Raw genomic sequence first — 11,001 nt, 5'->3', positions numbered from 1 at the left:
AACCGGCGACCTCAACCTTGGCAAGGTTGCGCTCTACCAACTGAGCTATTCCCGCAAGTTGACCCGGCAGCAATGCTACCGGGTCATGTTGGTATCCCCAAGGGGAGTCGAACCCCTGTTACCGCCGTGAAAGGGCGGTGTCCTAGGCCTCTAGACGATGGGGACAGAAACTTGCACTATGACCTTTCGGTCCCGTGCTGCCACGCTGTCGATGGCAATGCCACTGATTTCTCGGTAGCGGCACTTCTCGAGTTGACTAGAGATCATCTCATGAAGCGAAAAACTTGGAGCGGGAAACCGGGTTCGAACCGGCGACCTCAACCTTGGCAAGGTTGCGCTCTACCAACTGAGCTATTCCCGCAAGTTGACCCGGCAGCAATGCTACCGGGTCATGTTGGTATCCCCAAGGGGAGTCGAACCCCTGTTACCGCCGTGAAAGGGCGGTGTCCTAGGCCTCTAGACGATGGGGACCCAGAATCACCTCTGTCATCAGCGCTTCGTTTTTAGTGTAGCTCTGCGTCAGAAGTGGGGCGCATTCTATGTATCGGTCGGGGAGCTGTCAACACTCTCGTGGAATTTTTTTTCTTTAATTGTCAGACACTTACCAAGCCTGGGCGTTTCTCGGGACACATTTTGGCGCTACGCGGTGTCGGTGCCCTTTAGTACCAATGCATGAAGATGTAACTCTTCCAGAAAAAGACGGATCCGTTTTGCATTGGCACCCAGATCACCAACCCCCACGCGGGAGCTAGAACGCACATCAACCCTGGAGCCACCGTCCTCCTCCGCTCGGACCCGTACCACAATATCATCCGTAAAACCGAGAATCGGCGTTTTATCCACCGCCTCCAAATGGCCCTTTTGCGGATCAAAGGAGACTATCTCCCACCCCAACTCTTCAGCTACATCTGCTGCGACTTCGGTGGTGCGGGAGACTGGCAAGTGCACATGCAGCGGAACAATATCGGCATAGATATCCGCGCCCCTCTGCAGTTGTGCCACTTCACTCCCTTCGTACTGAGCGCTGTTATCGCCTTTCTGGCGCAGAGCCAATACCGCTTGATACTGGGGCGGGTTGCGAGTATCAGTAGTGATATCGTGTATTCTCGGCAGGTCGAAATTCCCCTTGCCCACGGTCGCCAGAGGCACCGCCAGTGGCAATAGCCCGAGCAGCGCCGCCCACAGGGCATTGCTGCGAGTAAGAGCCTGCCCTTTTCTCATGCCCCAGACAAAAACGAACAAACTCAACAGGGCAACCAACAGTGTCGCGCCACCGGCAAAGATAAAGACTTTAAAAGCCATCGAGAAATGCAGGAGGCCAAACCGAAGTGCCACCCCCGACAGGGCAATCAGTAGCAACAACAGCCACTGCACTCGCAATAGCCAGTTACTCCAGTGTGAATTTGTCACTCAGCATCATCCTCCCCATCGGTACGGTCCTGTTCCAGTTTAACCGACAGGGAATTAACACAATATCGCAGCCCGGTGTCTGTAGGGCCATCATCAAATACATGCCCCAGGTGAGCGTCGCACTTGTTACAACGAACTTCCACCCGCCGCATCCCAAAACTACTATCCGGTAGCTCTTTCACTACCCCCTCACTATGCTCCGCGTCGAAACTGGGCCAACCGCATCCGCTTTCAAACTTCGCCGCCGAGGCAAACAAAATCTCGCCACAGCACCGACAGCGATAGATTCCATCGTCAAAAACATCCCAATATTCGCCCGTATACGGAGCCTCTGTCCCACCTTCACGGCAGACTTTAAACTCTTCATTTGTAAGCCGGTCACGCCAGTAGTTATCGTCTATTTCTTTTGACATACTCTAGTGTTTCCCTATTCAATTGGGTCTTTCTGATCAGGCGCCATTAAACGGTCGGCCTGTTTCATTGACGCCCAGATTCCCGCAGGAGCGGTACTTACCGCTGTGGAATTACTACCCGGCTTTCGCGCAGTGAACTTGCAGCTCAGGGCCGCTCCTGCACCGCTACAGGGCTACAGAGCTACCAAACCACCATGAAGGACTTCAATAAATCAGAAAAACTGCACGGCGTCTGCTACGAAATCCGCGGTCCCGTGATGGAACAAGCCCAGCGCATGGAAGAGGAAGGGCATCGCATCCTCAAGCTGAATATCGGCAACCCTGCGCCCTTCGGCTTCAATGCCCCTGATGAAATCATCCAGGACGTCATTCACAACCTCTCCCAAGCGCAGGGCTACGTAGAGTCCAAGGGGCTCTTTGCCGCACGTAAAGCCATTATGCAGGAGAGCCAGACCCTCGGTATCGAGGGAATTGAAATTGACGATATTTATCTAGGCAACGGTGTTTCTGAGTTAATTTCGATGTCGACCCAGGCACTGCTCAACAGTGGCGACGAGCTTCTGTTGCCAATGCCCAACTACCCACTGTGGATGGCAGCCACCAACCTCACCGGTGCCACACCGATACTCTACCGCTGTGATGAAGAATCCGGCTGGCTTCCCGACATCGAAGATATCAAAGCCAAAATTACGCCAAGCACCCGCGGCATCGTGGTGATTAACCCCAACAATCCCACTGGAGCTATCTACCCGCGCGAATTGCTGGAAGATATTGTCGAAGTGGCACGCAGTCATAATCTTGTCATCTTTGCCGATGAAATTTATAGCAAGATTCTCTATGACGATGCGGAATTTACGCCGGTGGCCAAGCTGGCCCCGGATGTACTTTGCCTGAGTTTTAACGGCCTCTCAAAGTCTTATCGATTGGCCGGCTTCCGCTCTGGCTGGATGATTATCAGTGGCGCCAAACACCGCGCCAAAGGGTTTATCGAAGGCATGGAAATACTCTCTTCTATGCGCTTGTGCGGCAATGTCCCAGCCATGTACGCAGTGCAAACTGCTCTGGGTGGCTATCAGAGCATCAACGATTTGATATTGCCCGGCGGGCGCCTGCGCCAGCAGAGGGATATGGCCCACCAGATGCTCAATAACATTCCAGGCGTGAGCTGTGTCAAACCCAGTGGCGCAATTTATTTATTCCCCAAATTGCATCTGGATCATCACAAAATCGATAACGATGAACATTTGGTGCTGGAATTCCTGCGCCAGGAAAAAATTCTTTTAGTACAGGGCAGCGCCTTTCACTGGGATGCGCCGGACCACCTGCGCATCGTATTCTTACCCCGAGCCGACGACCTGTCTCACGCCATTGAGCGCTTGGGCTATTTTTTGGAGCGATATACCCGTTGATGTTGGACGATTTACATATTCACGATTTTTACCGGGACGCCGGCAGAATTCTGCTGGCGATGTTCAACCAATTCCCGGTACCGGCAACCGTATACGTAGAGGATATTTCCGGCCCCGACATGCCGGATGAATACGGCTTGCATTCACCCCGACACCTGGCGTGCCTGGGGGCTATGACTTGGCTGAGGCAAAGCGGTTATATCGATTTTTCACAACTGGTGCGGCAGGAAGCCATGGAGGACGCAGTACTGAGCCACAAAGGCTTTCTACTGTTAATTAATACTGAGGCCGAGCCCGAGGAAAATAACGCCCAGTTGCTAAACCGTGCTGTACGCGACGGTTCATCGCCCCAATTACAGACGCTACTGGAGCGCCTGATGCGGGAGTTTTCTGCGCTTTAGCTGCGCGGCCCTTAAGGGCCACTAGCGCTGGCGGCGATATTTTACGTGTAGCATTTTGAGGGCCGCGTCCGGGTCCCGGTCGGGGAAATCCAAGTTTTGCGCCAGGCGCGCCACCACGTCATAACCGCAATCGGCAGCGAGTATCAATTCGCGAAAATGAGCTTCACTGTGACGCGGCGAGTTGATGACCATCAGCAAGTCCGCCTCATCCGCGAGGCAAGCCGGCAGCTGCCGCAACAGTTTCTCGTAGTTTTGACCCACATCAAAACGACCCTTTTGACGCGTTGGCGGGTCGATAATACCCAGTTCAAAAGGACCACGGCGATCAAAGCGTTTAAATTGCCGCAGTGCATCGAACTGTAGAAACTGAACGCCTTTCAATGACAAAGCATTGATTTCGTGGTTTTCACGGCCTCGATTTAATACACCACGATTGACATCCACATTGACAACATCAATGTCACCCACAGAGCGGGCCACAGCAGAAAAAGCGCAAGTAAATGCGAAAAGATTCAGCATTTTTACCGGTACCTGCCCCGCTCGAGCGCGCACCTGCGCCTCAAGCCAAACCCTGCCCGGCTCTATATCCAGAAAAAAACCCACATTCTGGCGATCGAACGTCAGAGGAAATTTGAGATCGCCGCGCCGCGCGACCGGCTCGATCACCGCCTCGCCACAATGCCATTGCAGCGGCGCCCCGGGAAGATAGCGACGCTGGGCAGCAACCCCCTGGTAGCCACGAGGCTCAGCCATTTGCCAGAGCTTTTCACACAGCTCCGTCTCGCCCTCGTACTCCTCAAAGAAAGTCACCAACAATGCAGGGGCAAAGCTGTCGACGCAGACCTGCTCCAACCCCTCGTAATAACGACCACGCCCGTGGAATAAACGGCGACTGTCGTTACCGCTCTGCCCTAATTTATTCTCTACTTGCTCTAGTAGTAATTGCCAATCTGTACTCATTTCTTATTGGATTTCCCCGTTACTCAGTGGATAGAGGATCGCGTCCCGGTAGCCTGTGACTACCCGGATAAAACCACTCCACCGCTTATCAAGCTCCGGAGCACCGCTATCAATCAACAGCGGACGCCCCTCTAATTCAGTAATTTTGGTTTTGCTGGCCACCACAATCAGGTTGTCGCGCCCCACTGCTCGCAACACCCTAGGCGAAATTTGCTGATTCCCCCGACCGATCAAATGGCCTTGCCCCCCAATCGCCGTCAGAATAATTTTGGCCGGCCCAGAATGGGCGGCTATCGCCTCTTCAACTTGTGGTGCGCTGACATCTGCCTGCAGCAGTTGCCCGCCGAGTAATAAATCCACCCCCAATAAAGTCCCCTGGCAAGCAGATTCCCTGAGAATGGCCAAAGTGGTGGAACCAGGTCCGACGATGTACAAAGTTTCCGGATCGAGTTCCTCGGTGATCTCTGCGGCAATATCGGCAACCGCCAACTCTTCCACTTCACGGCCGGCATTTTTAACCGACTGCAAAAACTGCCCCTCCTGAGGGACCAGCAACTCTCCATAGTAACGGGTACTGACACGCCCCTGACGGAAGGACTGCTCGTTAATATCCCGCACTTCGCGCTCACAAAGATCCACCAACTGACCCGCCATCAGGCGCCGTAAAATCTCTCCGCCGGCCTTGGGTGAGATGGCAAAACAGGCCGAGTGCATTTTCACACCAGCGGGAATCCCCAGCACTGGGAAGCTACCTCCCAGAGCATTAACGATATTGCGCGCCGTGCCGTCACCACCAATAAAGACAATCAGGTCTGCGCCATTGTTGCGAATGGTAACCGCAGCGCGTTCGGTATCTTCCGGCGACGATGGGGAACACTCAGCCACACCCACCTCAGAGACAGAAAAACCCAACTTGCGAGCAGTGCTCGCGCCCATATCACCGGCAAAACATAGAATTCTCAGCTCGTCTGAATAAGGTTTCAAAGCCTCCAACGCCAGAGCTGCACGCTGATTTGCCTGCGGCTCTATACCCACCTTCAATGCTCGCTGAACTGTCTCAGCGCCATCACTACCCTTCAAACCTGCCGGGCCGCCGACGCCAGCCCAAGGGTTAATGATCAAACCCAGATTTTTGACTTGTCTGCCTAATTGCACGCTAACCCCAGGACTGCCAATTGCTGTTTTTGCCGCTCTTCCAAGACCTGGATGAACGTGCGGTAGTGGCTAAATTCAAGGCGCTCGGGATAGTCTTTGCGCAGCTGATCAAACGCCGCTTGCATCGGCGCTGTCCCCGCCGCCGCCGCGCGCAGACGGCGATCGTCTTCGCGAGGATCATACATTTGCAACAGTAATTCGGCGGCCGAATCACCTACAATTTCCACAATGCTTCCAGTCGATTTATCCTCGACTGCCAATGGCGCAATACCCAGCTGCCGGCACAGCGCTTCGCGGATCATACGCGTCCCCGCGAGCTTGCCATCCAAGCTGTAACCGGCGATATGCGGCGTGCCCAAATCAACCGCTTGCAACAAATCTATATCGATATCCGGCTCGTTCTCCCACACATCCAAAACCGTGGTAAAACGTTTGCCCCGCTGGATTTCCACTAGCAGAGCGCGATTGTCCACAACCCCGCCCCGGCCGGCGCTGATCAGCACAGTGTCATCACGAAGGCGCTGCAACTGCTCTTCACCAATCATATGGAAGCTGGGGTAGCTCCCCCCTTTAACCAGCGGCGCGTGCAGGCACACAATATCCTGGCAAAGCACTTGATCAAGTCCACTCGCATCCGGGTTATCTTCTAGCCAGGGATCGTATACTGCGCAGGAAATACCCAAAGCTTGTAGACGCTTGTGCAGCAACCCTCCGACATTGCCACATCCAACAATGCCAAAGCTGCGGCTGCGCCAATCCACTGCCAGTGCTGCCAGGGTACAGAAGACATACTCCACCACTGAATTAGCATTGCATCCTGGCGCAGCACTCCAAAATATATCATTGCGCTCCAGCCAATGCGTATCCAGGTGGTCAGTGCCAATAGTACAACTGCCAACAAAACGTACCCTGGTGCCTTCGAGTAGACTCTGATTGACCTGGGTCACAGAGCGCACCAGCAGTATGTCTGCATCGATCAATTGGTCACGCGTCAGTGTACGTCCGTGATAGCGCTGCAAAGTCCCCAGGTCACCGAAGTACTCCTCCAGCGCCGGGATATTTTCATCCGCGACAATTTTCAGGCCGGCACTCTGTGCAGCGCTATCCGTCATGTAAATTCTCCATCAGCACCGACCAAGGTGCGTTTAATCTTCTTACTGAGACCGCCTATACCAAACTCTTCCACCATCGCCTGGGCTAGGTCAAGGTCCACTGGCTGCGGTCGAAGATCCTCCAATTTCACCACCAATGGGATCTTCTCCTCCAGGCGGGTCAGGCGCTTGGCAAGACGCAATTGCTCTTCGTAATTGCCAATCCGGGACATCAGCCCACTGGCACCTCGAATTGGCAGCGAGGCTACGGTATCGAGCTGCTCCAACAGCGCCTCAATCGTGTCAAAGGTCCCCAGCAGGCGTGCCGCTGTTTTCGGGCCAACACCGGGTATACCGGGAATGTCATCACTGCTATCACCCACCAGGGCCAGGTAGTCGGGGATCTGTTCCGGGCGCACCCCAAACTTATCTATCAGGGCGGCGCTATCCAGGTGCTGGTCCTTGGCAAAATCCCACAGGGATGAAGCCCCACGAGCCAGCAATTGCCCCAGATCTTTATCCCGGCTTACCACCACCGGCGCCTGTCTGCGCAATTTTCGCGTCAAAGTGGCAAGTATGTCGTCCGCCTCAAAGCGCTCACTGGAAAAACTCGCGACTCCCAGCACCTCAGCCATTTCCCGGCAAGCTGCCAACTGAAAAGCCAGGGCCTCATCCGGTGCTGCACGACTGCACTTGTAGTCTGGGTAAAGTTCATTGCGGAAACAGCTGCCCAGGGACTCATCAAAGGCACAGGCGATATAACGGGGCTGTCGAGCCCGCATATCCAGTAGAAAATTGGTGAATCCGTAGACCGCTTCAGTGGAGTAACCACTGCGACTCTGCCAATTGGACGGCAAGGCGAAGTAGTAGCGAAATATATAGATAGAAGCGTCTATCAAGTAACTGCTCACGAGAGGCTAACCAACTGGTAGCTGTCACGATCAAAAGGATTGGGGCGACCAAAGTCCCGAGCCAAAGCCTCAGCGAATGCGCAGGCCCGCGTATTGGGCCGGGTATCACAATAGTCCAGAACTTGGGAGTAAATCGCTTTTTTGAAACTGGCACTCGGGCCCGTACCGCTCTCCAGATTGTCCGCGCTTACCCTGAACCTGAGGTCACAGGCGCGGGCGAAAATCCACTCAAGGGCCTGGGGTTTCACCTCGACCAGCTCAAATGCCGCCTGCTGTTCAGCACTTCGACCATCCGGGGCATACCAGTAGCCATAGTCGGGCAACTGTCTCCGCATCTCTCCCGCCACACACCAGTGCCCCACTTCATGTAGCGCGCTGGCGGGGTAATCAAGGGTAAATTCGACTTGATGGTGGGGCTGCCCCCCCCCTGAAGGTCGGTAAAATGGCTCGGGGAAGCCCCCGCAAAGTCGGGTGTTCAGCCCATTGGGGTCTGAAAAGCACTGATCAAAGACTCTGACAATACGATCAGCCACGGGCCGTTTCGTAGGAACAGAAGCCATTTCTGCGGTTTCAACAGGCAAGGCGTTCTCCGGGATACCTCAAAGGCGGGGACTATATCAACGCCGGAGCCTCGATCAAAGCGCAGGCACCGCCGGGGCACAAAAGGCGCTGGTTGTATTTCCGCAAATCAACATATACCTTTAGTGGCAGGGATACCGCCGAGGGCATGTCCTCAAAGCGACTCCCCGAGGAGGGAATTAAAGCAGCCAAACACCCTCCTGCCCCAGTCTTCCATCAGAGGTAGGGCATTTAGCTGTCGCACCTTCATCTGAGTGGAGACGGTTTACAACCGGCCCTGCAAGGAGGTGTTCCATGACAGACCACAGCACCAACAATGTGGTTGACCTCTTCACCGGCGAGCCAATCGAAACTTCTGCCGACAGGCGCTTTATTCGCCTGTCGCCGGAACTCGATGGTTTGGAAATGCTCTACTCCAACAACTCCAGCGGCACAGATCTATATAGTCTGAAGGTTCTTTGCTGGGGTCTTAAAGCGAATGGCGAGGTCGTTGGCCTCGTTCCCTGGTTAAACACAATAGTGGCCTGTCCCGAAATTCAGGACCCCCTCGATGGGCGCTTTGAGGGCTACTATGATCCCGGCATTGAAGAGATCTTCCACCAACCCCCGATTCACAAAGTTATCGAATTGGAGACTGCGGCAGAGTACTTTGAATATGAGAGTAACAAGGCTGAGGAAGTGCTCCAGGAAATTCCCGACACCATTGGCACCCACGCCGTGTTTATGGACGAGCAACGGGAAAACCTGACACTGATTGAAGTCGTCAGCTGGCGATTGCACGCCGACGGGGAGATTCACGGCATGCTAATCGACCACGATATTGTTGAAACCACCCCGGTTCTGCCGGGTGATCACTGCCTGTACCCCGCCCAGGAGAGCGAGGGATTCCGGTACTTTTTCCAGCATCATATCGCCAACAAGATCAAATCCGAGGACCCTGAAGCCCTGGCTGCCATTGCAGCCCTAGTGACAGCGCCCTAGATACTCAGCGACTATCAGGTCCACCAAAATCAGGGGTGTGCCAGCCCTCCCCACCAGCAACCGGGGAGGGCTGGAGTCGTTGGTCGAAAACTCGCGACCCGTTATTCAGCTTTCTTGATCCAATAAACGAATTCATCGTTTTCTTCGACGTGCTGTACCAGTTCATATCCCAGAAATTGGCAGAACTTGGGTACATCCCGCTGAGTAGAAGGGTCGGTGGCAACCACTTTCAACACTTCACCATCGGCGACTTTACGCACTGCTGAATGCAGCATCATAACGGGTTCCGGGCACAAAAGGCCGCGGGCATCTAGGGTGTGATCTGACTTCATAAGGGTAATTGTGCGCAATTTTACGGTCGCCGTCACTATTGGAGGCCTCCATCCACTCCGGTAATTCCCCGGCACTCGCGCTAAAATCTTCTAAGACCCTATCGCAATTGAGCAGAAAATGATTTACGTGCTAATTGAGCGGGAAATTGCGGCGGAAATGCAGTGCAGCTACGAGGAAGCGGCGCGAAAGATCCTCACCTGTGCCTACCGCACGGTGGGGTTTATCGAGGGACAGACCTACATAGAGAAAGGCAATCCCCTGCGACGCTTTACCCTCTCTAAATGGCAATCCGAACTACACTGGCAGCACTGGTATACCAGTGAAGAACGCCGTGCGCAGATGACCCTGCTGACTCCGCTAATGATGCGGGAGGAGCGCATTATTATCCTTGAGATGGCCACATAAATTGCGCGGCCAGCTCAACGGCTTTATGCCAGTGTTGAAGCCGGGTAAACCCACTGGCTCGGCGAGGTTTGAAATCGTGATCACCATCCTCTAACCACTCAATATCGATAGCGACCGACAGACCGTAACTATCCACCTCCTGACGGTTGCCTAGCGGGTCTCGGTCCCCCTGTACCACCAACGTCGGGCAGTGAAGCTCAAGCAAGTGCTCTGTGCGCAGCTTTTTCGGCTTGCCCTGGGGGTGAAAGGGGTAACCCAGACACACAAGGCCCGCTATCTCTTCTTTCTGCCAGTACTCATCGGCAAGCAGGCTCGCCACCCGCCCCCCCATGGACTTGCCTCCAATAAACAACGGTAGCTCTTGCGAATATTGCTGGATTTGCTCGCGAAAACACTGCTGCAGCTGTGGCATAGTGTTCGGTGGACGCTTGCTACCACCGGTACGCCGCTGAGCCATATAGGGAAACTCAAAACGCACAACTTCCACCCCCCGTTCACACAGCCCCTGCGCGAAGCACTGCATAAATTCACTATCCATAGGCGCGCCGGCACCGTGAGCGAATAGAAAGCGTGCAAGAGGCTCGGTCGGACTATCGATAAAAATCTCAGACATCGGCGGGCAGATCCTGAGCCAATACCAAATTGACGGTTTCCTCACCTGGATCGAACCAGATAACCACTTCGCCAGTCTGTAGCTGGCGGCGCAGGTCAGCGACTTTCTCGGTCAGCTCTATCTCGCGCTCACCGTATTCAGTGCCCTCGCGGGAAGCGTACTCTTCCAGTAGGTTTTGCAGGGTATTCGTATCTAGTTGTTCGAAGGGAATAATCATACAACGACTAATTTAGATAGGCTGGCAGCGACAGCAGCCACCCCCAGAAGATTGAAACACACGATTAAAGTGGCCATAAAATACGGATGCAGATTTGCACGTAGATTATGGCCGGCGACGGCA

The 11,001-nt window shown here is 54.3% G+C and carries 15 protein-coding genes and 3 tRNA genes; 4 read left to right on the top strand and 14 right to left on the bottom strand.

Going from position 1 to position 11,001, the window contains the following annotated elements:
* Window positions 1-89: 89 nt before the first annotated feature.
* From MO867_RS13100 to msrB, 5 genes are all read right to left on the bottom strand, one after another.
* Window positions 90-165 (bottom strand) — tRNA-Glu (locus MO867_RS13100).
* Between the two features lie 120 nt (window positions 166-285).
* Window positions 286-361: transfer RNA gene (locus tag MO867_RS13095), tRNA-Gly, on the bottom strand.
* Between the two features lie 34 nt (window positions 362-395).
* Window positions 396-471: transfer RNA gene (locus MO867_RS13090), tRNA-Glu, on the bottom strand.
* Window positions 472-639: 168 nt separating this feature from the next.
* On the bottom strand, window positions 640-1,410 hold the full coding sequence (locus MO867_RS13085) for a DUF1499 domain-containing protein (RefSeq protein ID WP_252468688.1): 771 nt from the start codon (window positions 1,408-1,410) through the stop codon (window positions 640-642).
* Window positions 1,407-1,823: a peptide-methionine (R)-S-oxide reductase MsrB gene (msrB, locus tag MO867_RS13080; RefSeq protein WP_252468686.1), complete on the bottom strand. Its 417-nt coding sequence runs from the start codon at window positions 1,821-1,823 to the stop codon at window positions 1,407-1,409. Before msrB ends, MO867_RS13085 begins: the two co-directional genes overlap by 4 nt.
* Before the next feature lie 194 nt (window positions 1,824-2,017).
* On the opposite strand from msrB, the gene MO867_RS13075 reads away from it, so the two are divergent.
* Window positions 2,018-3,232: a pyridoxal phosphate-dependent aminotransferase gene (locus MO867_RS13075; protein ID WP_252468684.1), complete on the top strand. Its 1,215-nt coding sequence runs from the start codon at window positions 2,018-2,020 to the stop codon at window positions 3,230-3,232.
* The gene (locus MO867_RS13070) at window positions 3,232-3,633 is read left to right on the top strand and encodes a hypothetical protein (protein ID WP_252468682.1); all 402 of its coding nucleotides are present in this window, start codon (window positions 3,232-3,234) and stop codon (window positions 3,631-3,633) included. The genes MO867_RS13075 and MO867_RS13070 overlap by 1 nt, the downstream gene beginning before the upstream one ends.
* A 21-nt stretch (window positions 3,634-3,654) precedes the next feature.
* Here MO867_RS13070 and MO867_RS13065 read toward each other — a convergent pair whose 3' ends face one another.
* The 6 genes from MO867_RS13065 to MO867_RS13040 are packed head-to-tail and all read right to left on the bottom strand — an operon-like array spanning window position 3,655 to window position 8,521.
* Window positions 3,655-4,593, bottom strand: coding sequence for a class I SAM-dependent methyltransferase (locus MO867_RS13065; protein WP_252468673.1), 939 nt, complete (start codon window positions 4,591-4,593; stop codon window positions 3,655-3,657).
* A 3-nt stretch (window positions 4,594-4,596) separates the two neighbouring features.
* Complete coding sequence (locus MO867_RS13060) at window positions 4,597-5,748, bottom strand: ATP-NAD kinase family protein (RefSeq protein ID WP_252468671.1); 1,152 nt, start codon at window positions 5,746-5,748, stop codon at window positions 4,597-4,599.
* Window positions 5,739-6,860, bottom strand: a complete 1,122-nt coding sequence (locus MO867_RS13055) for a 4-phosphoerythronate dehydrogenase (protein WP_252468658.1) — start codon at window positions 6,858-6,860, stop codon at window positions 5,739-5,741. Before MO867_RS13055 ends, MO867_RS13060 begins: the two co-directional genes overlap by 10 nt.
* Window positions 6,857-7,750 carry a 5'-3' exonuclease gene (locus tag MO867_RS13050; protein ID WP_252468656.1) on the bottom strand — a complete coding sequence of 298 codons (894 nt, stop codon included), beginning with the start codon at window positions 7,748-7,750 and terminating at the stop codon, window positions 6,857-6,859. Before MO867_RS13050 ends, MO867_RS13055 begins: the two co-directional genes overlap by 4 nt.
* Window positions 7,747-8,331: an elongation factor P hydroxylase gene (locus MO867_RS13045; RefSeq protein WP_252468648.1), complete on the bottom strand. Its 585-nt coding sequence runs from the start codon at window positions 8,329-8,331 to the stop codon at window positions 7,747-7,749. The genes MO867_RS13050 and MO867_RS13045 overlap by 4 nt, the downstream gene beginning before the upstream one ends.
* 31 nt (window positions 8,332-8,362) lie before the next feature.
* Entirely contained in the window at window positions 8,363-8,521 is a 159-nt protein-coding gene (locus MO867_RS13040; protein ID WP_252468646.1) for a hypothetical protein, read from the bottom strand.
* Window positions 8,522-8,623: 102 nt separating this feature from the next.
* Here MO867_RS13040 and MO867_RS13035 point away from each other — a divergent pair, with 102 nt between their 5' ends.
* A complete protein-coding gene (locus tag MO867_RS13035) occupies window positions 8,624-9,310 on the top strand; it encodes a hypothetical protein (RefSeq protein ID WP_252468644.1) in 687 nt (228 codons plus the stop codon).
* A gap of 101 nt (window positions 9,311-9,411) precedes the next feature.
* Here the strand turns inward: MO867_RS13035 and tusA are convergent, their stop codons facing one another.
* Complete coding sequence (tusA, locus tag MO867_RS13030; protein WP_252468696.1) at window positions 9,412-9,642, bottom strand: sulfurtransferase TusA; 231 nt, start codon at window positions 9,640-9,642, stop codon at window positions 9,412-9,414.
* Window positions 9,643-9,760: 118 nt separating this feature from the next.
* On the opposite strand from tusA, the gene MO867_RS13025 reads away from it, so the two are divergent.
* The gene (locus MO867_RS13025; protein WP_252468633.1) at window positions 9,761-10,048 is read left to right on the top strand and encodes an antibiotic biosynthesis monooxygenase family protein; all 288 of its coding nucleotides are present in this window, start codon (window positions 9,761-9,763) and stop codon (window positions 10,046-10,048) included.
* On the opposite strand, the gene MO867_RS13020 is transcribed toward MO867_RS13025, so the two are convergent.
* Window positions 10,026-10,661, bottom strand: a complete 636-nt coding sequence (locus MO867_RS13020; RefSeq protein WP_252468631.1) for an alpha/beta family hydrolase — start codon at window positions 10,659-10,661, stop codon at window positions 10,026-10,028. The two genes, MO867_RS13025 and MO867_RS13020, sit on opposite strands and share 23 nt — an antisense overlap.
* Window positions 10,654-10,878, bottom strand: a complete 225-nt coding sequence (locus MO867_RS13015; protein ID WP_252468629.1) for a YheU family protein — start codon at window positions 10,876-10,878, stop codon at window positions 10,654-10,656. The genes MO867_RS13020 and MO867_RS13015 overlap by 8 nt, the downstream gene beginning before the upstream one ends.
* Window positions 10,879-11,001 lie beyond the last annotated feature (123 nt).

The organism is Microbulbifer okhotskensis, from assembly GCF_023895975.1.
Lineage (GTDB): Bacteria > Pseudomonadota > Gammaproteobacteria > Pseudomonadales > Cellvibrionaceae > Microbulbifer > Microbulbifer okhotskensis.
This window is presented reverse-complemented; position numbering and strand designations above follow the sequence as displayed.